Origin of the sequence: Desulfobulbus rhabdoformis (genome assembly GCF_016919065.1) — a bacterium.
Lineage (GTDB): Bacteria > Desulfobacterota > Desulfobulbia > Desulfobulbales > Desulfobulbaceae > Desulfobulbus > Desulfobulbus rhabdoformis.
In genome coordinates this window covers 1-21,006 of the sequence record NZ_JAFFQA010000049.1, presented here as the reverse complement: position 1 = coordinate 21,006, position 21,006 = coordinate 1, and the positions used below count along the sequence as shown (strand labels likewise).

Sequence of the window (21,006 nt, the reverse complement as noted above, 5' to 3'; positions counted from 1 at the left end):
ATGGCAAGGTAAATTTCTGGTTTCGGCCTCGGCCGCCTCAATGCAGTCTGATGCAAAACCTCTTTACTTCTTCTCAAATGAAGAGGTTTTGCATATTGACCACCCGCCAAACTCATCCTCCGACGCTTTCCACCCATCTCCGGTAAGTAACCGGCATCGAGCCGGGTTCGGCCCACACGGGCCGGATGTGCGGCTGTCATGGCCGAAACTACCGAGAGGATCACGTGGAAAGCACCGCCCATCAGGACGAACAACCCGAAAGCCTGGACACCACCGGCTTTGTCATCGCGCCGCTGGCCGCAGCGGCAGCGCTCGACTCGGCCGCCTTCAGCAAGGTCAACGCCGCCGAAGCGATTCCGGCCACCTGGGAAGAACGCGCCCGCAAGGCCTGGGAATACTACGTCGAGGAGCCGCTGGTGAAGAACTGCGTCAACTCTTGGCGCACTTTCGCCGTGGGCGACGAGATCAAGATCACCAGCGATGACGAGAACCTCAAGGAACAGGCTCTGGAGGCCGCCTGGCGGCTGAACGTCTCGCAGTTCATCAAGGACATGGTTCTTCAGCTCCTGGTGAAAGGCGACGCCATCGGCTTCAAGCGCTTCACCAAGTCCGGCCAGGACATCGAGGAGCTGGTCTGTGTCAACCCGGTTTCGGTCAAGGTCAAATACGCCCAGGGCGAACTGATCGAGGCCCGGCAATTTCCCGAGGACACCCCCGGCGGTGGCGAATCCATCCCGCTGCCCGTCGAGCAGGTGGTCCATCTCAAATGGGACGCACCCGCCTTTTCGCCCAGGGGCAACTCCCTCGTGCTTCCCGCCTTTCAAGCCATCGAACTGCTGCGCGATTACCGCCGGGCCGAACAGGCCATCGCCAAGCGCTGGGCCACGCCGTTCCGTCTGCTCAAGGTGGGCGGCGCGTTCGGCCAGAAGATGGTGATGCCGGACCAGCGGATGCTCGAACAGGTTCGCGACATGGTCAACAAGATGGACATGAAAAGTGGCCTGGTGGTCCCGTTCTACGTCAATGTCGAAACCCACGGCACCGACGGTCAGGTCCTCAACGTCGAGGACAAGGTAAAGGAGGTGAAGGAAGACATCGTGGTAGCCCTGGGTCTGTCTCGCTCGCTGGTGACCGGCGACGGTCCGAATTTCGCCACTGCCTCGGTGAGCATGCAGAAGATGATGGTCATGATCCGCGAGATCAAACAGGCCGCACGCAAGCTCCTCGACTGGGTGTTCGACGACTGGATGGAGCTGAACGGCCACGGCGACAAGAGCATCCAGTTCATCTTCAACGACCTCGACCCCAGCGACGCGGTCGATTTCAAGAAGCTCCTCATCGAACTCTACGACCGCAAACTCATCAGCCGCTCCAGCCTTCAGCTCAAGATGGACCTGGACCCGGACATCGAGGCCGCCAACCGCGAGACCGAACGTAAGCAGATCGACCTGATGGACGAGAAACAGGTGAAGCCGGTGGTGGATATGGTCGTCTCCGGCATCCTCAGCGTGCCTCGCGCCCGGAAGATGCTCGGGATTCCGGCCGAGGACGATGAACCCACGGCGGAGGCGGCATTGGTCTGGTCGGGCGACCTGGAGTCCACCGGCATTGCTGCCGTGTGCGACGAGTGCAGCCACTTCATTGCTGACACCAACCACTGCCGGGTTCACAACAGCGAGCGCACCTTCGACGCCCCGGCCTGTCGTTTCATCGACCGCCGGGAGCCCCGCTGATGCCGTCGGACCTCAAGCAGCGCATCCAGGCGGCCACCCTGAAAAGCCTGACGGCCCGCAACCGCTACAACGACCAGGTCACGGCCCAACTCACCCAGGCACTGAAACAGGCCGAAGACGAGGTCGCCCGCGCCATTCTCCAGTACCGCTCCCTCGGCTCCCTGCCGGACAACAAGCTCGCCGCCCTCAAAGGGCTGGAAAAGCTCCAGCTCGAACTCGACGACACCATGAAGCGGCTCAAGCGGGAGCAGACCCTGGTCTTTCGCAAGACAACCAAGGACTCCTTCAAGCTCGGCATCCAGCAGGGAATCGGCGAACTCGCCGACGCGGCGCTGCCGTTCTACGCCGACCTCAAACCCGAAGGCATCGACAAGCTGGCCACCAAGGTGTTCACCATCGTCGACACCAATGCTCTCGACTTCATGGCGCAGTACAACCTCACACTCGCCGGTGACGTTCACCGCGAACTCGCAGACGGCATCAAGCGCACCATCCTGAACGGCGTCGCCACGGGCAAGGGAGCCGACGACATCGTCCGGGATATGGGCAAGGTGATCATCGACAAGGACTCCTTTCGCCAGGCCGGAAGCCGGGTGTTCAACAAGGCTCAGTACCGCATGGAGATGATCGCCCGCACCGAGGTCCTCCGCGCCCACAACATGGGCAGGCTCAAATTCCACGAGCGGGTCGGCATCCAGAAACTGGAATGGCTGGCCATGGAGGATGAGCGCATGTGCCCGGTCTGCGGCGGCCTGGACGGCAAGACCTTTCCCATCGACAAGTTCCCCCAGCAACCCGCGCATCCGCACTGCCGCTGTACCAACATCGTGGCCTGGCCGATGACCGTCTGCGGTAGCGAGATGGCAACCAAGGCCGCCGCCCAGGCATCGCAGGGGGACGCCTGCATTCTACCGCCCCATGTGCTGGAAGGCATGGCCGATGCCCAGGCCAAGGAGAACGCCAAGCTCAAGAGCGCCTTTGAAACCGGCGACATCGCCGACCTCGGTTCGCTGACGGTCAAACAGCTCCAGACCCTGGCGAAACAGAACGGCGTGGCCATTGCCCGGACCAAGGCCGATTTCATCAAGCTGCTCGATCTGGCCGAACCGGGGATCGATCACGGTGACCTGGCCGGAGCGGCGCTCAGCGCCAAGCTCAAGGAACACAAGATCGGTCTGCTGCGGACCAAGGAAGAACTGGTCGAGCTGCTGGGACTGAAGCAGGCGGAACTCAGACAGGCCAAGCTGCTCGCCGCCCAGATGGCGAAGATCCCTCCCGCCGAGGGGCTGGAGGGCATGACCGCCCAGCAGCTCAAGGAGATGGCGAAGGAAAACGGCATCTCCCTCAACATGACCAAGCAGGAGACCATCGAGCTGCTGGACAAGCTGGAGCCCGGCGTGGACCACAGCGGCCTGATGGGCAAGGAACTCGCGGCGGCCAAACAGAAGCACGGTATCGGCATCCTCAAGAACAAGCAGCAGCTCGTCGAGGCGTTGATCCGGCTGGCGACCGAGGAAACGTTGAGGAAGTGGATTCTCCGGCAGGTGAAGGCAGGTTCCTGATAACTACTCAAGTCTTGCCGCTTCGCCTGCGATGTGCCCGGCAAGAGAGGAGACGAAGGTCTTGAGACTGGTCATTGATGACAACGAGGAAAAATCACCGCTGTCAGCGGCTGTTCGCGGAGAGGCGATTACCGAAGCGGTTGTGTAGAGCTGTTCCTGAGTCAACTTCTGGCACAGCAAATCGTACCGCTGGAGATAGGATGCGCCCTTGAATTCCTCGAACACGGGAAAATGAGGCGAGTTGTCCTTGACCGGAGACCGGGATTCGGGCGCGTCCTCAACCAGCATCAGCCAGCCTACAAATGGGCGGGGCTGTTTGCCGAATGCCCCTTCTCGGTATGCTGTCCATAAATCATGGGCTGTGCCGATGGACTCTTCCGTCCGGTTGTTGAAGTTGTTGCCGAAGGAAGGTCCGACCTGGCTTTTCAGTTCGATAGCCGCGATCAGTTCACCCTTGTGGATGACCAGCAGATCCCAGAGTTTGGTTGGCCGAAAGAAACCGGGCAGCGTCAGGACGGCGCGTTTCTGATGGATGTCGGCATGGGCGAGTCCATTGGCTCGAATGATATCGAGTATCAAAGCAATGAACCCATCCATATTTTTGCCAGCGGTCACGCCTGCGCGTTCGCCCTGGTCGGCCTTGCCCGATTCAATTTGCTTCTGCCTGGCGGCTTCCCGGTTTCCCCAAAACGCCTGCACAGCTTCATGAGCCTTGCGCTCGTAATCCACAAGATCAATTGCCATTGTTATTCTCCATTGCCGCCAAGAGCGGATCGTTCTTCTTGGTTCAGTTTGTAAAGTTTGAAAACCGCTCTGTTACAGGCGTCAAGATCGCGGAAGGTCGCGGCATGGATCAATTCCCTCCGGAGATTCTCGGATACGTCCTGCCAGAATGGGATACGGATGCGCCGCAGGTACTGAGCCTGAAAGCGAAAGTAGCCTCCGCGCATTTTCGTCGAGTAGGTTGCCACAAAGAGCTTGGCGATGCTGGAGAGCAACACCGCCTGCAATGCCCGCAAATCCCAGGTATCCGAGATTACATAGTAAAGATTGTGGTGCGGATAGAGTTTGCCGGGCTCAAAAACGATATGAGCCTCGCCTTTGATATCCGGTATCAGCAACTTTGGTTTACTGGTGAGCTCCGGCCATATCCGGTCAATCGTCCGATACCAATTTGACGGTGCTTTCTGGGCACAGTGGCGCTTTGCAATGACCGCCTTGCGCTCTTCAAGGTAGCTGCCCAATTTGGGATAATCCCGCAAATCGACAAGGCCGCCGTCATCTGCGAACGGATTGATAACTCCTTGACCTTGCCAGACGACTTCACCGGATTGAATGTCACGGGTCGCCACAAGAGGAAGTTTTCGGTCGGGCTCGACGTCAAGAGATTCGAAATCCCCGATGAACGCCTTATCAGCGCCAGTGGCCACACCAATTCCGACCTTACAGCCAGCATGTTCTAGTGCGGGAAAGTGGCTTTCGATACGTCGAATCAGCGACATTTGATCCGATGATTCCAAAAGCCAAGGTTCCGAACCACTTGCCACTCCAACCATTTCCCGGACAGATGAGTCTTTGGACAGGGCTTCAGACCTGATTTCTGCGGCAACAGCAGATAACGCCTTTTTCTCAATCTTGGGCCTGTGGGCAATCCGGGTTGCGCCTGCTTTCGTCTTCTCAATGACGGTGATCGCGGGATAGGCACTGACTTCGGAATGAAAGGCGTTGGTATCCACCATATCGACATAGGCTTTGAGATGGAAACCTCTTGCTATGAACTCCCGCAATGGACCGCCATAGCGGTTTTTCATCCAGCGGTCGGCGCAGATAAAACCAAGAGTTCCGCCTTTGTCGAGAAGTGACAGCGAATGTTCGATGAAGGGAATGTAGAGGTCGGCGCGGTCATACATCGTCTGATAGCGGCGACGGTATTCAGACAACAACGGCGCTGGAATCAGCTCTTGCCGGACATATGGCGGATTACCGACAACGAAATCAAAGCGGGCGCTTTGCCGCTCAAGAAGGAAGTCCCCCTGAATCAGCCATTGGTCGGCGAGCTCTGAAGCCACGGATGCCGAAATCCCCTCCTTGATAAGGCGGTTGACGACAATCTTGCGTGTTGAGACAAAGGTTTCCCTGTGCAGCTCCACGCCACGAATGGCTTCTCCCAATTCAACGCCAGCGGAAGAAACATTCCCGCCATTTTCCCGCCACGCAGAAAGGAGTCGTTCAATAATCGGAAGAAGGAAATCGCCTTCGCCAAAAGAGGGCTCCAGAATGCGAAGGTGGTGCAATGGCTCATCGGCGACGTAGCCAACCAGGTCGAGAATAAAATCAACGACCTCGATGCGCGTAAAGATTGCCCCTCGCGCCTCGATGCCACTGTTTGAAGCCAGTGTTTCAATCGCGTTCGTGACCGCCGCAGGTCTCGGAAAGGCCGGAACATCAAGTAGGTCGAATAATGTTGGCTGTATCAGGCTCGGCATGGGAATCCCTCTTTATTGTGGCTATCCATTGTTGGCCGATGCCTTTTGCGGTGCCGTCTGTCGAAGGCTTTTCATCCAGTCGTCAACCTCGTCCCGATCAAACCGCCACTGGGTTCCGATCTTGGAACCGGGCAGCTCGCCTTTCTGCGCCATCTGATAGAGCTTGCTGCGGCTCATCTTCAGATAGCCGGAAAGCTCTTCGATAGTCAGCCATTTGTCTTGTGGTTCCATGTCAGTCACCGCTTCTTTGGATTCCGTAATAAAACATGATAACACAAGATAACGAATAGCAGACCGACTTTCAAGCCAAATCTCGGCGACTTCCAGGAAATTCCCGGCCGGACTCCGCCCGCTGAAATTCACCGTCACCCTCCGACACATCGCCGACGCTTCCGGTAAGTAACCGCTGAACGCTCCCCGCAGGTCGCGGAGAGCACAGCAAACTGACCGGAGACGTTGATGGAACTGTTCGCCACAGACCTGGAAAGGCTGGCGTTTCTACTGGAGGCCGATGCGGCGCTGACTCTCGATCCCGATGCGCTCGGGACCGAGGCCGCCGAACAGCCCGCTCCTGAAGAGCTCCCTCCCGAGAAGCGCCCCAAGTACATCACCAACTACATCGGCAGTAAGCAGAAGCTCGTCGACTGGATCTGGAAGCATACCCCGGAAGGCACTGGCACGGTGCTGGACGCCTTTTCGGGATCTGCGGTCGTGGCCTACATGTACAAGACCAAGGGCCTGCAGGTCATCGCCAACGACCGGCTCCGCTACTGCCACCATGCCGCCAAGGCGATCATCGAGAACAACTCGGTTCGCCTGAGCGAGGACGAGATCGAAGCGCTTCTGGCCGACAACGCCAAGGCGGGCAGCTTCGTCCAGGACAACTTCAAGGGCATTTTCTTCGCCAAGGGCGTCCATGCGCTGATCGACACCATCCGCGCCAACTGCGACAAGCTCTCCGGCTTCAAGAAAGACATCGCCCTGTTCGGCCTCGGCAAAACCTGCATGAGCGGCAAGGGCGGCTTCGGCCACTTCTCGTCGTCCACCGATTATGGCCGCCGCCAGGACACCCCCGACGAGTTCAAGGATCGTCTGCGCAAGAACCTGCAGCGCATCAACGCCCTGGTCTTCGACAACGACAAGGAGAACAAGGCGCACCGGCAGGACATCAACGACCTGCTGCCGAAAGCCAAGGCGGATCTGGCCTACTTCGACCCGCCTTACGCCACCGAGTTTTCGACCACCAACTACGAGCGGGCCTACCACTTCGTGGAGGGGCTCATGACCTATTGGGAAGGGCTCGAAATCAAGGCCGACACCAAGGTCAAGTACTACGAGACCGACCACAAGACCGTCACCAAGGCCAACGCCAGCGAGTTCTTCCAGACCTTTCTCGGCAACGCCAAACACATCCCGAACTGGCTGATCTCCTACCGCGATCACGCCTATCCCAACGAGCAGGAGATGAAGCGGATCATCGGCTCCTTCGGCAAACAGAGCCGGATGAAGTCCAAGGATCACCACTACGCCATCACCTCCAAGCACGGCGAGGCTTCCAATGCCAAGGAGCGTCTGTTCGTCTGCGCTCCCGGGGCCAAGGCCAGCGCCGAGCGGGAGGAGAAACCCGTTCCGATGGCCGCCGCAGCGAACTTTCACACCAGCATTCCCGTGGACATCCGGCTGGGTGAAGGCGAACGCCTCGCGACCGAGGCCATGGATGTCGGCTCGGCGGGCGACCCTCAGTTCAGCTTCGTGCTCTGCCGCACCGGGACCAACAAGAACGGCGACCACTTCACCGCTGAGGAGTTGTCCGGTCGGCACATGACGGCCGTGAACAAGAAGGTCGATCTGCAGCATTCGCAGGAGTTCAACGACATCGTCGGTGGCATCGTCGCCGCCGACTACCTGGAGGACGACAACGGCGGCCGCGTGGAATGCGTCGGCGAGCTGTACGTCCACGACACCCCGGCCGCCCGGCTGGCCTACAAGCTGATGAAGCGCGGGATCATCTCCCAAGTCTCCATGGAGTGCGACTACCAGGAAGGCGAATGTTCGGTCTGCCACAAGCGCTTCCAGAACAAGGCCGACTACTGCACACACCTGCGCAAATTCAAGGGCCGTGATTTCAACGGCCAACCCGTTTTCGAGATTCTGCACGGCGTCACTTTCACCGGACTGGGACTGCTCGACCGCAAAGGCGCGGACGAGAACGCCAGGATTCTGCAGGTGGCGTCCCTTCAGAGCCAGCCCGACCAATCCCAACCCGAAGGAGATTTCACGATGGAAGACAAAACCAAACCTACCGATGAACCGGCCGCCAAGACTGAATCTGACGCGGCCAAGAAGAAACCGGCCCAGCAGGAAGGCGATCCTGCCCGCGTTTCCGACCTGGAAAAGGAAAACCGGCAGCTCAAAGCCCAGGTGGCCGAGCTGCAGAAACGAGTCCAGGAACTGGAAGCCGAACAAAAGGCGGTCGCCTGCCGCTCCCGGGCCAAGAAGCTGCTCACCCGGCTGGAAAAGCAGGGACTCTCTTTCGCTTCCGAGGAGGACCGGGAAGCCGAACTGAAACGCCTGGCCGAACTGTCCGACGAAGCCTTCGCCGCCACCGAGGCCGCTTACGAACGCCTGCCCAAATCGGCCAAAGCTGACAAGGACAAGGAAGAGAAACCCACCGACAGCGACCAGGGCGGCAAGCCCGCCGCCAAGGCATCGACGGAAACCCCGCTGCGCAGCGACGCCGGTGTCCGGCCCCACGATGTGGACGACCGCAAGGTATCGCTCGAGGACCGCCTGCGCGACGGGTTCATGGCCGCTTACCGCAACCGTGTCGGCGAGGACTCTCCCGAACACTCGGAAATCAACGCATAAGGAGGAAACACCATGTCATTCATCAATCCGTGTCACCGCAGCCTCGCCTATGGCGACGGCCACATCCAGGGCGACGGCCAACTCGGCCAGGTGGTCCGCGTGGTCGGCGACGACCTGTTCGCCGTCAACACCGATCCCACCAAGCGCTCCTTCGGCATCCTGATCAAGGACTACGCCGGTGGCGAAATGCCCGGCATTTACTGTGACGGCGGCGTCTACGAGACCGACGCCTTCGAAGGGACCGTCGTCGCCGGAGACGACCTGAAAGTTTCGGCGAGCGGTCGCCTGACCAACGGCGTCGCGGCCGGAGAGCACGTCGTCGCCCACGCCATTTCCGTACAGAGCGGCGTCCTCAAATTCCGCCTGCTCGTATAACCCAAGGAGCCAACGCACATGAAAACCAATCAGTTGAAGATCCATTCCCAGGAATACATGGAAACCATGGCGCGGCTCATGAGCGAGGCTCTCGAGTCGCCCGAAGGCATGCGAGCGCTTGCCGCCGCCATTGCCGCGCCCATCGAACAAGAGATCAAGCGCAAGGAGATCTCCTCGCTGCTGCTCACCAAGCACACGCTGCCAAAGGGCGAACGTCCGGTTTACCAGAAGAAACCGACCGTCAAGGCCCACTGGATCAGCAAGGACGGCGACGCCCAGGAGCAGGAGGTGGGCAAGGACGAAGTCGAGTTCCCCACCAACCGCATCCACTCCAATCCGATGGTGGACGTGTCCGTCCTCAAGAACGGCAACATCGGCACGCTGATGGACATCCAGACCAGCGCCGCCGACGCCATCCGCAAGGAGATGGACCGCCGCACCATCTCGGTGCTCTCCTCGGCCATCCAGGCGGCCAACACCATCGAGGTCACCGGCGACCTGCTGACCGAGGATGCCCTGAACGAGGCCATCTCGATCATCGAGGACCTGGAGCTGTCGGTGAAGTACATCGTCATGCGCGGCCGCCGGTTCAACGACATGCGCGGCTGGAACCTCGATCCCCAGACCAAGCTCGAGCTGCGCCAGAAGGGGGTCATCAAGAACTACGGCACCGGCGGCATTCTGCTGACCGCCTCCATGCCGCTGGACGAGATCATCATCGTCCCGGATGAAGAGGTCGGAAAGATGCCGGTGCGCGAAAACCTGAAGACGGAGTCCATCGATCAGAAGACCCGCTTCAAGACCGGCTGGCTGGTGTGGTCCGAAATCGGCCAGGGCATTACCCGCCCCGACATCATGGCCAAGGTCAAACTGGTTCCGTAATCCGGGAGGTGACGTGAGATGAATCGAATCAAGAACATCCGTCCCGGCGTTCTGGTGATCCCCGACGCCGGGCTGAAACTCAAGCCCGGCCAGGTGGTCGAGGTGGAACGCCTCACCAAGCAGATCCAGGCGGCGCTCAAGAACGGCCGCCTGGCCATGGCCGACAAACCGAAGCAGGAACCGCTCGCCCCTCCAGAGCCCGACCAGGACGCGGAACCGGTGGACCTGAGCAAACTCTCCGCCACCGACGCCATCTCCAAGGTCAATGAGGAAGCCAATCCGGAAACCCTCAAAGGCTACATGGAAACCGAAAAACGCCGCACGGTGATCGACGCGCTCAAGAGCCGTCTGGAGGGCCTGCAAGGTGCTGCTGAGTGACCTGATCGCCGACCTGCGGCTCGACCTGTCCGATCCGGGCGCATCTCTCTTCGAGGACCAGACTCTGGAGAGATGCGTCCGGAAAGCCGTTTTCCGGGTTGGCCGCGACCTCGACCAATCGCTGACGATCACGGTCGGAGAGATCACCCCCGATCCCACCGGCGAGGTCCGCGAGCTCCTGGTGATCATGGCGCAGATCCACGCCTGCCAGGTCATGCGTTCGGCCACCGCCAACGCCTTCTCCTTTTCCAGCGGTGACAAGCGGGTGGACAAAACCGGCCAGCCCGGCCACTGGGCCAAGCTCGAGGCCGATCTGCTCGCCGACTACCGGCAGCGGCTCACCGAGCTGCGTCCGGCCACCCAGCTCGATCAGGAAGCCTACATCCTGACCCCGAGCGGCCTTACGCCGGTCATCTACGAACAAGGGATCGATCTCGATGTTGTTGAATGACCGGGAACGCGCCGAAGCCGTGGCCGACGTCGCCCGGCTGATCCTCTCCTCGGGTCAGACCACACGGGTTCTGCGCGTGGTTCCCGGCGAGCGGCTCTACGGCACCGACGATGCCGAATACACGGAAATCTCCGTCATCCCCCTCGAACTGAACGAAACCCCGCCGGAGGAGCTGAGCGGCAAGATCGACGCGCTTGCCTGTGTCCTTCCGGATGCCGACGTCCGGGGTGAAGACCGCCTGGCCACCGACAGGGAAACCTATCGCATACAGAGTGTGGAGGAAGAACACTTCTTCGGCACCGTCACCCACAAAAACCTGCAACTGGTGAAACTCAATGGGCGTTAGGCGGACCGGTGACTGGGACAAGGCCCGCGCCAAGCTGACCACCGGCATGGGGCCGCGCCTGGCCACGGCCCTGCGTCAGGCCACGATCCGTAACGCCCTTTTTCTGGTGCGCGAGATCCAGCGGGGGATTCGCTCCCAGGCCCCGGGCGGACAGCCCTTCGTGAAACTCGCCGAGAGCACCATCGAGCGCAAAGGCTCCAGCAAGGCGCTCATCGACACCGGCTTTCTGGTCAATGCCATCACCCAGAAGATCATGGCCGACAAGGCGTTTGTCGGCCTGCTGCGCGGCACCGTCAACAAGGACGGGGAAGACATGGTGAACATCGGTGCAGTCATGGAGTACGGAGCCACCATCAAACATCCGAACGGCGCGACCATCGTCATCCCCGCCAGACCCTTTCTGCATCCGGTGATGGAGAAGTACCGCGAGCAGATCCTCCAGAACTATCGCGAGGCGATCCGCTCCGCGCTTTGAGCCTCCGACACATCGCCAGCGCTTCCGGTAATGCCATTTAATCCGCCGCCCATCGCCTGGTAAAAAGCGGCAGTGTTGACCAGCCGTTTTGCCTGGCCTTCTGTCAGATCGAGTTCGGTTTGAAGCCGTTGCTGCTGTGCAATAAGCAGATCGTAATAGCTTGCAGTTCCAAGCCTATACCGACGCTGTGTCGACTCTAGAGACTTCCCTGAAGCGGAATCAGCGGCAGAAAGAGCCTCCAGCCTTTTTGAATCATTCTCCAATGCCCTCAGTACATCAGCTACGTTGCGAAGAGCTTCCAGAACAACGGACTGGTAGTTTGCAGCAGCCGCATCGAAAGCGGCGAGAGCTGCTCTCTTTTCAGCGGGCAAGCCTGGATTGAACAGGGGTTGTGTCAGCTGCCCCACCAGACTCCAAACAGCAGAACCACCGCCGAATAACGCACCGGTCGTCAGTGCCTGCGATCCAAGATCGGCACTAAGGTTGAGTTGGGGATATAGTTTCGATATTGCGACCCCGTATTCTGCATTAGAGGCATGCAGCAACGCTTCAGCACCGAGAATATCCGGCCTTGCACGCACCAGTTCAGAGGGAATTAACAATGGCAACTCCGGCGGCAAGGTGAAATCCTCCAAGGTAAACGACGGCAACAAGCTCTCTCCTGGAGCTTTACCCACAAGAACGGCCAAAAAATGTTCGTTTTGTTGAAGTTGATAACGTAACGGCGGCAGTTTGGCGCGCGTTTGCTCCAACTGTGTCTGCAGGACTAACGCATCGTCCGGTTCTCCATGACCAAGACGAATGCGTTCCCGGGTTAGTTCGAGTTGGTTTTCCTGCGATTTCAAGATGTTTTCTATAATTTCAGTCTGCCTTTTCAGGCTTGCCTGAGTGATGGCCGTTGTGACGATATTTGCCACCAATGTCAAACGAGCGCCTTCCAATTGAAACTGCTGATAATCGCTCCGGGCAGCCAGAGCTTCCAACGCCCTACGATTGCCCCCGGCCAGATCAAATGTATAGCGAACACCCACGCCAGCGTTGTAGAGACTGAATTCCCGTGCTTCTCCGGTTTGTCCTAATGTTCCAGGATTGAAGCGTTGGCGCTGGCCACCCAAGTTGCCCTCTAATTGTGGATAAAGCGTCGAACCAGCCCTCGCCGCGTAAAGTTCCTGCGCCTGACGCAAAGTAGCCTCTGCCGCCATCAGGGTTGGATTACGTTCCAGGGCCTCGCTGATGAGCATGTCTAGTTTGTCGGCACCCATCGCTCGCCACCAATGTTTTGTTAGTCGTTCTGCCTTAATAATGTTTTGTGGATCACCCAGCGTGGTAGGGGAGGAATTCAAATTTGTAGCCAGCGGGGTGGGAGTATAACCAATCACATCAGGGGGTGCCGGGCGCTGGAAGTCAGGCCCAACAGCACATCCTGCCAACGTCAGAAGACACATTCCTATTAGAGCATAATGAACAACCATATTATTATTTCCCATAAAAATGCTCCTTGAATGTTTTTCTAAAACTCTGGTGACAAGCGAGACAACTTTTTTGGAGTGTTGCGAACTGTGCTATCACCCCTTTACCGTCTTTTCTCATGGCGATTTCTTCTAATTCCTTTGCGGCTTGATGTGTCTGCTCGTCAAAACTTTTGAATTTGCTCACATTGGAACCTGCAAAACCTAAAATGCGCATCTTCTCTGCTATCGGCGGCTGTGGATGTTTGGCAATCTGCGACGCAGTTCCCGCCACCTGTTCCCAGTCCTCTCTGGAAATGGCATCAGTCACTATCTGCATGTTATTGCTCAATTCCTGCATTATATTTCTCAGCGAGAGCGCTTTGACTGCACTATCGTTCTCTTCGGCCCACGTTGCAGAACTGATTGCGGTTACAATAGTCATGAGCACAACCAATGCGACTCGTTTAAGCCAGACGTCTTTTGTCATTCTGAATACCTTTCTGTATTGATCTCATTCGAAACCACGTCCTTCGCCTTCTTCTTCATAGGTTACCCCGTCACGGATGTGATATATGCGTTTGAAGGTGGGAATGATTTTTTCATCGTGGGTGACGACAATAATGGCGGTCTCGAATTTTTTGGCCATATCGTTCAAGATCCGGATTACGGCCAGGGCGCGCTCACTATCAAGCGGAGCGGTCGGTTCATCGGCCAGTATTACCGGGGGACGATTCACCAAGCCACGTGCAATAGCCACTCGTTGCTGTTCTCCACCAGAGAGTTGAGATGGCATGGCCTTGGCGCGATGCTCCACATCAAGCGCTTTAAACAATCCTATTGCCCGTTTACGCGCCTCGGCATTTGGCATTCCCGCCAGCATGGGCAGAAGTGCTACGTTGTCGGTGACATCGAGGAAAGGAATCAGATAAGGTGCTTGGAATACAAAGCCTATCCGGTCCCGCCGCAAGGCACGAAGATCTTTGACCTTCCAGCCGTCATCATAAATGACGTCATCTCCGAGTATCATTTTTCCGGCGGTCGGCTCGATCACCGCTCCCAAACATTTAAGGAGCGTGGTTTTGCCAGATCCAGAAGGACCTATCAGTCCAACGACCTCGCCCGGCGCAACGTGCATGTCGACGGTCTTTAGGGCATCAACGGCGGTATCGCCACTTCCATAACGCTTTTTTAACCCCTGGATACGAATACCTTTAGCAGTCATGTCAGCCCCCTATGGCTTCGGCCGGATCGACTCTGAGCGCGGCACGAATGGCGATAATGCTCGACAGTACGCAGATCATAACCACGGCGATAAAACCCATAACGGAGTCGAGTGGTTGCAGCAGCACATATTTGGGAAAGATTGGCGCCATCAATAACGTTGCCGAAATCTTACCCACCACAAAGCCGATCAAACCTAAAGCGATGGACTGTTGCATGATCAAACCGACAATGGTGCGATTTTTAGTGCCAATCAGTTTTAAGACAGCAATTTCACGAATTTTCCCGAGTGTCAGTGTGTAGATGATGAAGGCCACAATGGCGGAGCTGACAATCGAAAGGATCACCAGAAACATGAAGATCTGTCTGGCGGAGGTAGCGATCAGCTTACCAACCAAAATCTCCTCCATCTGGCTGCGGGTATAGACGGTTAAGCGCTTCCAGCGGCGGATCGACTCAGCGATTTCTTCCGGGGCATGGCCCGGTTCAACCCGCACCAAAACCGCATTGACGTAGGGGTTGGTGCTTTGCGAGGCAATAACCGCATCGAGCAGGCCTGGCACTCCGGGTCTGTTGAAAGCAGGGTTCTCGGCCGTGCGTCGACGCTGCTCTCGGATGGCGTCATTATCTTTGAGAAACTGTGCTTCCTGGGCGTCTTTAAGAGGAATGAACACCATCGGGTCGCCATTGGAAGAGACCATCCTTCTGGTCAGGCCGACTATGGTGTAGTGATTGCGGCGGATCTGGATTCGGTCGCCAAGTTTAAATCCGGAAGCTATGTCGGCGACGGCCTCGTAATGACTCCGAGTAATCTGGCGACCCGCGACTAGATATGGCGGCCACCCGGGTGTCCCAGGTTCTCCAGGAGTGACGCCAGTAACCATGGCACGTACGTCACCATCTTGTTTTCCCACCTGCATGGTGAGATAAGTGATGTTTGCCGCCCGCTCCACCCCCGGCATGCCTCGAATCCCGCGCCAGATATCATCGTAGAGACTTGATGACTCAGCGTAGGGACCAAGAGTGTCCTTCTGTACCACCCAGAGATCAGCACCGCTATTGTCGAGCAACACTTTGGCATCATCCACCATGCCACGATAAATCCCTGCCATAGACAGTGTGATGCCGATGAGTAGCCCAAGACCCATACCGGTGAAGACGAACTTACCCCAGGAGTGCATGATGTCGCGTCCTGCCAAGCTGATCATTGCGTCACCCCCGGAATATGGTCAACGACGTGAATCCGGCTATGCTCATTCAGGGCGTTTTCGCTGTAGGCCACTACTTGGTCACCAACCTTGAGCCCTTCTCGTATTTGAACACGACCCTCCAAATCGGCAATCCCCAGTGAAACTGCTGTAAAGCGAAGATCGCCATTAGTGACCTGCCACACGCCCAGTCTGCTATCCTTATGATGGATAGCGGCATTTGGGACAACCGGTGTTGCCGCAAGTGTCGGTAAGGAAATAGTGATTTCGGCAAGTTCGCCGATAGGTGGCAGCGGATCAGGAATTTGATCGAAGACAACCTTGGCCAGTGTTTCTTCCGTTACCGCGTCTGCCAGGGGTTCGACTCTCAGTACACGTCCAGCCTGCAGCTCACCTGCCTGAGAACGTAATGTGATCTGGGCTGATAAGCCTGCGGCGAGACCTCGCGCACGAATTTGATCGAAGCGGACATTGACCCACAGTGTGCTCGGGTCGATCAGCTCTACGACAGCCTGACCTGCAACCACGGTGGTTCCCGGGTCGGCATCACGCGAAACGACCAAGCCGTCAACTGGCGCAACCAGAGACAAATTGCTGCGCTGCGCCTCTAATGCCTCTCGTTCTGCACGTACACGAGATAGTTCCTCTCGCGCCGCAGTCAGCCCTGCTTTCGCAACCAAGAGGTCTTGTTGTTTAGTGGCTACCACTTCCTCACTGGTGGACCGCGCTTTAAGTAAATGCTCGTAACGTAAAGCCTGTGTCTGCGCATAATCCTTACGCGCCTGCGCTTCGTTTAACTGAGCGTTTGCACGTTTCAGCGTGGCATCTTGAGCCCTGATACGTTCATCAAGGTCGACCGGGTCCATTTCGCCAAGCACTTGCCCGGCCTTGACACGCTCACCTACGTGTACGTCCAAGCGTTTGACTCGCCCCGCAAACGTTGGGCCAATTTTGTAGGTGTAACGAGCCTCAATGGTTCCGATGCCGAATAGTTTCGGTGAGATGCTCTTGTTCTCGACGGTGGCTAATACAACTGATACCGGAGCAAGCGGCCCCGAACGCAAGGCCACATAGACAAAAAGCGCAAGCAGAGGAAAAAGCACAGCTATCAGCGCCAAGGTACGTTTTTGGAAGGGCAATTTTTTCATGATGCACTCCTGATGCCCCGTTGATAGATGGCAAAAACTTTCGGTGCATTGCGACGCATATGGCTGACATCTCCAGCTATCAACGATTGCATGACCAATCCTTGAATAGTGCCGATGAAGAGCGTGGCCGCAGCCTCGTTATCAAGTTTCCCATCAAGCTCACCGCAGGCCTTTCCTTGTTCAAACAAACGATTGAGGCGCTCCCCATAACGGCGGATGAGCGTTTGCGCCATCCGCTTGGGCGCGGTTTCCTCAGATCTTTGCAATTCACCAAACAACATACGGGGAATACCGGGGTGCTCTGTTATAAAGTCCACATGCGCCATAAACATGCTTTCGAGTGCGGCAAGAGGAGAGGGCTCTGCATGAACTGCTTTTTCAATGCGGGACATTAATCGTTCGGCCACCCATTCCATAACAGCTTGTAAGATGGCATCCTTGTTTGGGAAATGACGAAAAAGAGCGCCCTGGGTCAGTCCCATGCGTTTGGCTATGGCAGCCGTGGTAATCTCGCTCGGGTTCTGTTCACCAGCCAACTCGACCACCGCCTCTACCGTCACTGCCCGTCGTTCCTCAGCCGGAAGATGTTTGTTTGATGAGTTCATATAAGCCTCCATGAAAGTGAGTAATTAATTACTATCTTTATTCCTTGTACGGGATTTGTCAACAGTTTTTTTGAAAAACTGTTGATGCTGAAGAAAGAGCCCCTCCGCAGTACCCTCCGCTCTGAGCCTCCGACACATCGCCAGCGCTTCCGGTAAGTAACCAGGCAGAAAACGGAGGCGTCCCTTGAGCACGATACAGACCGTCACAGAAACCCTGATCCGCCTGGCCAAGCAGGCCATCCACTCGGACACCGTGCTGGTGTTCCCGGATGACCTGTTCGAGGTCCAGCGTACCCCCAGCGTCATCCTCCAGGGGCCGAAGCTGGCGGAAGACCGTTTCCGCCGCAGCCAGAGCCGCCTGTTCGAGAAGAATGTCGCGGAGCTGAGTTTCGAGGAGTGCCGGTTTCCCCGGCTCTATCACCTCGATTTCGACCTGGTGGTGACCGTGGACCGAGAGGCCGAACTGCTCGGGTTTCACGAGTCGGTGTCGCGGTTCCTCCAGCTTTACCCGGAGATCGCCATCGCCGACCAGGGCAGCCTGAACCTTACCGAACTGGTTCCTCTGGGCGGCCTGGCCCGGGTGAACCTCTCCAACCTCCGGCAAAGCTCCGGACGCATCCGCATCGAATCCTGCCCGGTGTACGACGGCGACCTGCGCGACGGTCGGCTAATCCGGGACCGGACCTTCCAGTTTCACGGCGACGTGACAGAGCAACGAACCATTCAACCGTAAAGGAGAACAACCGTGATCGAGATCAGAAACCTGCAGTTCCAACCCCTGACGTTCAACCTCTCCGGCCAGGGAACCCTCCACCTCGGACCGCGAGAGCGCAAGAGCATCGCCCGCAAGGACCTCTCCGCCGAGATCCAGACCGCCGGAAAACGCGGACTGGTGCGCATCACCGACCTGACCGGCGGCGCGGAACCGGAGCCGGAAAGGCCCACGGCGACCGAGGACGCCGGAACCGATGAGGCCAAGACCACCAGCAAGCGGAGGAAATAACCATGCCGACCTATCTATCGCCCGGGATTTACACCCGGGAAACGGATTTCAGTTTCTATGTGAAGCAGATCTCGACTTCGTCGGCCGCCATGGTCGGGGTGGCCGAAAAAGGCCCGATCAACAAGCCCGTGCTGGTGACGAGCTGGGAGCAGTTCATCAACCGTTTCGGCTCCTATATCAACGAGAGCTATCTGGCCTACGCCGCACGGGCGTTTTTCGACAACGGCGGATCGGTCCTCTACGTCACCCGCATCTCCCATCTCACCGACTCCACCGACCGGGACACCCTGACGGCGCTCAAATCTTCCATCGTGCTGCAGAACCGGGAGGCGACGCCCGCCGACGCCCTGCGGATCGAGGCCGTGAACGAAGGCGTCTGGGGGGACCGGCTCTCCGTTTCCATCGAGGATGGCTCCCTTGACCCAGCCAACCATTTCAACCTGGTGGTTCGGCATAAAGGCGATGTGGTCGAGGTATTCAAGGATCTGAGCATGGACGAGACGCTGCCGAATCATGTGGAGCTGGCAATCAACGACCGTTCGGATTTCATCCTGGTCCAGGATATGGCAGCAGCGTCGGGAACGCCCAGCGACCGTCCGGCATTGGGCGTGTTCACGCTCACCGGCGGCGACAACGGGCTGACCGACCTGGCCGATGCCGATTTCATCGGCGATCCCTCGCAGCATACCGGCCTCTATGGCTTTGACGAGATCGACGCCCTGAACCTGCTGCTGGTTCCCGGCGTCACCACAGTGCCGGTAATCAACGCCGGAATCGCCTATGCCGAAGGGCGCAAGGATCTGCTGTTCATCGCCGACACGCCCATGCATCTGGAGCCGCTCGAAGCGGTCGACTTCCGCAAGGGACAAGGGATGTACAGCCACGCGGCCTTCAACTCCTCCTACGCGGCGCTCTACTACCCCTGGCTGGAGATCAGCGATCCGGTCAACTCGCGCAAGAAGCTGGTGCCGCCCTGCGGCGCGGTGGCGGGCTGCATCGCCCGCAGCGACCAGAAGACCAACGTCTGGAACGCGCCCGCCGGTATCGACCGGGGCCGCATCTTCAACACGCTCTCCCTGGCCTACAAGACCAGCCGTGGCGAGCGCGATGTGCTCTATCCGGAAGGGGTCAACGTCATCGCCGTGTTCCCCGACACCGGCATCAACATCTGGGGCCAGAAGACACTGCAAAGCCAGCCCTCGGCCGTGGACCGCATCAACGTGCGCCGCCTGATGATGTACATGGAGGAAGCCATCTCGGAATCCTCCCGCTTCGTGGTGTTCGAGCCGAACCATCCCCAGACCTGGCGTGCCCTCGGTCGCCTGATCAACCCCTTCCTGCAGGACATCAAGGACAAGGGTGGCCTCTACGACTTCGCTTTCCAGTGCGACGAGGAGACCAACACCCCGGCGGTCATCGACCGCAACGAAATGGTGGCCCGCGTGTTCGTCAAGCCGACCAAGACGGCGGAGTTCATCGAGCTGAACTTCATCCTGACCAGCACCGGCGCGGACTTCAAAGAAATCATCTAACGGGAGAACACGGCTATGAGAAGCGGAAACATGCCTAAGAGCCTTTACCAGAACTGGCAGTTCGCCATCGAGGTAAACGGCTTCGACGTGGCCCTGTTCCACAAGGGACAGGAGCCCAAAACAGAATTCGAGGAAGTGGCCTTTGCCCCGGCCGGTTCGATGTTCGACCAGAAGGTGGCGGGGCGGGTCAAGTTCGAGGACATCACCCTCGAGAAAGGCACACTGCAGGACGGCTCCGACGAGGCGGCACGCGAATGGATCAAGAAACAGGTGGACGTGAACGCCGTCACCGGCGGCCTTCCGGCCGACTACATGCGCGACATCGACGTTGTCCGCTACGACCGCACCGGCAACGAGACCCGCCGCTGGACCCTGCACGGGGCTTGGGTGAAGGCGCTCGAATACGACGAGCTCGAAGGCGGCAACACCGAGAACACCATCGAGAAGCTCACCATCTGCTTCCAATACTGGACCTAAACCGGAGGATCGACCATGTACAGCTTTGAACTGCCAAGCGGCACTGAACTCGAGCTTCGGGAAATGACCGGGGCCGAGGAAGAACTGCTCACCAACCAGCGCCTGATCCGTTCCGGAGAGGCGATCAACCAGGTGCTCCGCAACTGTTTCGTCCGGCTGGGCGAGAAGACCGATCCCGATCTCGCCGAGGTGATGAACCTGCTCTCGGGTGACCGGCTGTTCGCCCTGGTCCGCCTGCGCCAGATTTCCCTCGGTGACGAGGTTGAACTGGAGCTGAGCTGCCCGAACAGCGCCTGCCGCATGACCAACTTCGTGACCATCAATCTCGAGGATCTCAAGGTCACCCCCTACGGCGAGGAGCGGGAGTTCGCCTTTAAGCTGCCCGGCTCGAAAAAAAACGTGCGCTTCGGATATCTCGACGGCCACAAGGAAAAGCGTCTGGCCAGCCTGCGCGAGCCCAACATCACCTCGGCCATGCTCATCCGCGTCCTCGACATCGACGGCAAGGCTCCCTCCAAGAAGAGCCTGGCGGAAATGTCGATGCGCGACCGCAACGCGCTGCGGCAGGAGATGTCGCGGGTCGACGCAGGAATCGACACCTCGGTCGAGACCGAATGCGATGGCTGCGGCACCAAGATCCGTACCCGGCTGGAGGCCGAACCGGCTTTTTTGTTCCCCGGAGTTCGCTTGTAAGCGACGCATTCTTTCTCGCTTACGGCGGACTGCACTGGGGCTGGTCGGAAACCCGCTCGCTGCCGCTCAGGGTCCGGCGTCAGTTCGTCGAGGCCCTCGAGCGGCAGCTTGA

Annotated in this window: 23 protein-coding genes; 14 read left to right on the top strand and 9 right to left on the bottom strand. The window is 58.2% G+C overall.

The window, feature by feature from the left end; all coding sequences use genetic code 11:
* The first annotated feature begins 224 nt into the window (after positions 1-224).
* Both JWJ90_RS19160 and JWJ90_RS19155 read left to right on the top strand, forming a co-directional pair.
* On the top strand, positions 225-1,733 hold the full coding sequence (locus tag JWJ90_RS19160) for a phage portal protein family protein (RefSeq protein WP_205228841.1): 1,509 nt from the start codon (positions 225-227) through the stop codon (positions 1,731-1,733).
* Positions 1,733-3,295: a minor capsid protein gene (locus JWJ90_RS19155; RefSeq protein ID WP_205228840.1), complete on the top strand. Its 1,563-nt coding sequence runs from the start codon at positions 1,733-1,735 to the stop codon at positions 3,293-3,295. The genes JWJ90_RS19160 and JWJ90_RS19155 overlap by 1 nt, the downstream gene beginning before the upstream one ends.
* 3 nt (positions 3,296-3,298) lie before the next feature.
* Here JWJ90_RS19155 and JWJ90_RS19150 read toward each other — a convergent pair whose 3' ends face one another.
* Genes JWJ90_RS19150 through JWJ90_RS19140 form a run of 3 tightly spaced genes read right to left on the bottom strand, consistent with a single transcriptional unit; the run spans position 3,299 to position 6,012 of the window.
* Positions 3,299-4,039: a PaeR7I family type II restriction endonuclease gene (locus JWJ90_RS19150; protein ID WP_205228839.1), complete on the bottom strand. Its 741-nt coding sequence runs from the start codon at positions 4,037-4,039 to the stop codon at positions 3,299-3,301.
* Between the two features lie 2 nt (positions 4,040-4,041).
* Positions 4,042-5,781, bottom strand: a complete 1,740-nt coding sequence (locus tag JWJ90_RS19145) for an Eco57I restriction-modification methylase domain-containing protein (RefSeq protein ID WP_205228838.1) — start codon at positions 5,779-5,781, stop codon at positions 4,042-4,044.
* A 21-nt stretch (positions 5,782-5,802) separates the two neighbouring features.
* Positions 5,803-6,012, bottom strand: coding sequence for a helix-turn-helix domain-containing protein (locus JWJ90_RS19140; protein ID WP_205228837.1), 210 nt, complete (start codon positions 6,010-6,012; stop codon positions 5,803-5,805).
* A gap of 228 nt (positions 6,013-6,240) precedes the next feature.
* On the opposite strand from JWJ90_RS19140, the gene JWJ90_RS19135 reads away from it, so the two are divergent.
* From JWJ90_RS19135 to JWJ90_RS19105, 7 genes are read left to right on the top strand one after another with little or no spacing between them, the layout of a single operon-like run.
* A complete protein-coding gene (locus tag JWJ90_RS19135; RefSeq protein WP_205228836.1) occupies positions 6,241-8,649 on the top strand; it encodes a DNA adenine methylase in 2,409 nt (802 codons plus the stop codon).
* A 12-nt stretch (positions 8,650-8,661) separates the two neighbouring features.
* Entirely contained in the window at positions 8,662-9,024 is a 363-nt protein-coding gene (locus JWJ90_RS19130; protein WP_027182227.1) for a hypothetical protein, read from the top strand.
* Positions 9,025-9,042: 18 nt separating this feature from the next.
* Entirely contained in the window at positions 9,043-9,906 is an 864-nt protein-coding gene (locus JWJ90_RS19125; RefSeq protein WP_039644731.1) for an HK97-fold major capsid protein, read from the top strand.
* A gap of 18 nt (positions 9,907-9,924) precedes the next feature.
* Positions 9,925-10,284 (top strand): hypothetical protein, encoded by a 360-nt coding sequence (locus JWJ90_RS19120; RefSeq protein ID WP_011366970.1) that lies wholly within the window; start codon positions 9,925-9,927, stop codon positions 10,282-10,284.
* Entirely contained in the window at positions 10,271-10,735 is a 465-nt protein-coding gene (locus JWJ90_RS19115) for a hypothetical protein (RefSeq protein ID WP_028320579.1), read from the top strand. Before JWJ90_RS19120 ends, JWJ90_RS19115 begins: the two co-directional genes overlap by 14 nt.
* A complete protein-coding gene (locus JWJ90_RS19110) occupies positions 10,722-11,081 on the top strand; it encodes a hypothetical protein (protein ID WP_039644726.1) in 360 nt (119 codons plus the stop codon). The genes JWJ90_RS19115 and JWJ90_RS19110 overlap by 14 nt, the downstream gene beginning before the upstream one ends.
* Entirely contained in the window at positions 11,071-11,556 is a 486-nt protein-coding gene (locus JWJ90_RS19105) for a phage virion morphogenesis protein (protein ID WP_045668309.1), read from the top strand. The genes JWJ90_RS19110 and JWJ90_RS19105 overlap by 11 nt, the downstream gene beginning before the upstream one ends.
* Here JWJ90_RS19105 and JWJ90_RS19100 read toward each other — a convergent pair.
* From JWJ90_RS19100 to JWJ90_RS19075, 6 genes are read right to left on the bottom strand one after another with little or no spacing between them, the layout of a single operon-like run.
* Complete coding sequence (locus JWJ90_RS19100) at positions 11,526-13,043, bottom strand: efflux transporter outer membrane subunit (protein ID WP_205228835.1); 1,518 nt, start codon at positions 13,041-13,043, stop codon at positions 11,526-11,528. The genes JWJ90_RS19105 and JWJ90_RS19100 overlap by 31 nt on opposite strands.
* Complete coding sequence (locus JWJ90_RS19095; protein WP_205228834.1) at positions 13,033-13,494, bottom strand: cytochrome c; 462 nt, start codon at positions 13,492-13,494, stop codon at positions 13,033-13,035. The genes JWJ90_RS19100 and JWJ90_RS19095 overlap by 11 nt, the downstream gene beginning before the upstream one ends.
* Positions 13,495-13,518: 24 nt before the next feature.
* Positions 13,519-14,229 (bottom strand): ABC transporter ATP-binding protein, encoded by a 711-nt coding sequence (locus JWJ90_RS19090; protein ID WP_005997848.1) that lies wholly within the window; start codon positions 14,227-14,229, stop codon positions 13,519-13,521.
* Between the two features lies 1 nt (position 14,230).
* A complete protein-coding gene (locus JWJ90_RS19085; RefSeq protein WP_205228833.1) occupies positions 14,231-15,436 on the bottom strand; it encodes an ABC transporter permease in 1,206 nt (401 codons plus the stop codon).
* Positions 15,433-16,584, bottom strand: a complete 1,152-nt coding sequence (locus JWJ90_RS19080) for an efflux RND transporter periplasmic adaptor subunit (protein ID WP_205228832.1) — start codon at positions 16,582-16,584, stop codon at positions 15,433-15,435. Before JWJ90_RS19080 ends, JWJ90_RS19085 begins: the two co-directional genes overlap by 4 nt.
* Positions 16,581-17,189: a TetR/AcrR family transcriptional regulator gene (locus JWJ90_RS19075; RefSeq protein WP_205228831.1), complete on the bottom strand. Its 609-nt coding sequence runs from the start codon at positions 17,187-17,189 to the stop codon at positions 16,581-16,583. The genes JWJ90_RS19080 and JWJ90_RS19075 overlap by 4 nt, the downstream gene beginning before the upstream one ends.
* A 184-nt stretch (positions 17,190-17,373) precedes the next feature.
* Between JWJ90_RS19075 and JWJ90_RS19070 the strand changes: the two genes are divergently transcribed.
* Genes JWJ90_RS19070 through JWJ90_RS19050 form a run of 5 tightly spaced genes read left to right on the top strand, consistent with a single transcriptional unit; the run spans position 17,374 to position 20,894 of the window.
* Positions 17,374-17,922: a hypothetical protein gene (locus tag JWJ90_RS19070; protein WP_049675250.1), complete on the top strand. Its 549-nt coding sequence runs from the start codon at positions 17,374-17,376 to the stop codon at positions 17,920-17,922.
* A 12-nt stretch (positions 17,923-17,934) separates the two neighbouring features.
* The gene (locus tag JWJ90_RS19065; protein ID WP_205228830.1) at positions 17,935-18,192 is read left to right on the top strand and encodes a hypothetical protein; all 258 of its coding nucleotides are present in this window, start codon (positions 17,935-17,937) and stop codon (positions 18,190-18,192) included.
* 2 nt (positions 18,193-18,194) lie between these two features.
* On the top strand, positions 18,195-19,724 hold the full coding sequence (locus JWJ90_RS19060) for a phage tail sheath C-terminal domain-containing protein (protein WP_205228829.1): 1,530 nt from the start codon (positions 18,195-18,197) through the stop codon (positions 19,722-19,724).
* Between the two features lie 30 nt (positions 19,725-19,754).
* Complete coding sequence (locus JWJ90_RS19055) at positions 19,755-20,201, top strand: phage tail protein (protein WP_227501130.1); 447 nt, start codon at positions 19,755-19,757, stop codon at positions 20,199-20,201.
* A 15-nt stretch (positions 20,202-20,216) separates the two neighbouring features.
* Positions 20,217-20,894 (top strand): T4 family baseplate hub assembly chaperone, encoded by a 678-nt coding sequence (locus JWJ90_RS19050; protein ID WP_205228828.1) that lies wholly within the window; start codon positions 20,217-20,219, stop codon positions 20,892-20,894.
* Positions 20,895-21,006 lie beyond the last annotated feature (112 nt).

Excerpts from the sequence above, each read along its gene's own strand:
- JWJ90_RS19110 (WP_039644726.1), top strand. The coding sequence starts at position 10,722 with ATGTTGTTGAATGACCGGGAACGCGCCGAAGCCGTGGCCGACGTCGCC.
- JWJ90_RS19100 (WP_205228835.1), bottom strand. The coding sequence starts at position 13,043 with ATGGGAAATAATAATATGGTTGTTCATTATGCTCTAATAGGAATGTGT.
- JWJ90_RS19085 (WP_205228833.1), bottom strand. The coding sequence starts at position 15,436 with ATGATCAGCTTGGCAGGACGCGACATCATGCACTCCTGGGGTAAGTTC.
- JWJ90_RS19075 (WP_205228831.1), bottom strand. The coding sequence starts at position 17,189 with ATGAACTCATCAAACAAACATCTTCCGGCTGAGGAACGACGGGCAGTG.
- JWJ90_RS19140 (WP_205228837.1), bottom strand. The coding sequence starts at position 6,012 with ATGGAACCACAAGACAAATGGCTGACTATCGAAGAGCTTTCCGGCTAT.
- JWJ90_RS19150 (WP_205228839.1), bottom strand. The coding sequence starts at position 4,039 with ATGGCAATTGATCTTGTGGATTACGAGCGCAAGGCTCATGAAGCTGTG.
- JWJ90_RS19050 (WP_205228828.1), top strand. The coding sequence starts at position 20,217 with ATGTACAGCTTTGAACTGCCAAGCGGCACTGAACTCGAGCTTCGGGAA.
- JWJ90_RS19080 (WP_205228832.1), bottom strand. The coding sequence starts at position 16,584 with ATGAAAAAATTGCCCTTCCAAAAACGTACCTTGGCGCTGATAGCTGTG.
- JWJ90_RS19095 (WP_205228834.1), bottom strand. The coding sequence starts at position 13,494 with ATGACAAAAGACGTCTGGCTTAAACGAGTCGCATTGGTTGTGCTCATG.
- JWJ90_RS19060 (WP_205228829.1), top strand. The coding sequence starts at position 18,195 with ATGCCGACCTATCTATCGCCCGGGATTTACACCCGGGAAACGGATTTC.
- JWJ90_RS19155 (WP_205228840.1), top strand. The coding sequence starts at position 1,733 with ATGCCGTCGGACCTCAAGCAGCGCATCCAGGCGGCCACCCTGAAAAGC.
- JWJ90_RS19105 (WP_045668309.1), top strand. The coding sequence starts at position 11,071 with ATGGGCGTTAGGCGGACCGGTGACTGGGACAAGGCCCGCGCCAAGCTG.
- JWJ90_RS19055 (WP_227501130.1), top strand. The coding sequence starts at position 19,755 with ATGCCTAAGAGCCTTTACCAGAACTGGCAGTTCGCCATCGAGGTAAAC.
- JWJ90_RS19135 (WP_205228836.1), top strand. The coding sequence starts at position 6,241 with ATGGAACTGTTCGCCACAGACCTGGAAAGGCTGGCGTTTCTACTGGAG.
- JWJ90_RS19130 (WP_027182227.1), top strand. The coding sequence starts at position 8,662 with ATGTCATTCATCAATCCGTGTCACCGCAGCCTCGCCTATGGCGACGGC.
- JWJ90_RS19120 (WP_011366970.1), top strand. The coding sequence starts at position 9,925 with ATGAATCGAATCAAGAACATCCGTCCCGGCGTTCTGGTGATCCCCGAC.
- JWJ90_RS19125 (WP_039644731.1), top strand. The coding sequence starts at position 9,043 with ATGAAAACCAATCAGTTGAAGATCCATTCCCAGGAATACATGGAAACC.
- JWJ90_RS19145 (WP_205228838.1), bottom strand. The coding sequence starts at position 5,781 with ATGCCGAGCCTGATACAGCCAACATTATTCGACCTACTTGATGTTCCG.
- JWJ90_RS19090 (WP_005997848.1), bottom strand. The coding sequence starts at position 14,229 with ATGACTGCTAAAGGTATTCGTATCCAGGGGTTAAAAAAGCGTTATGGA.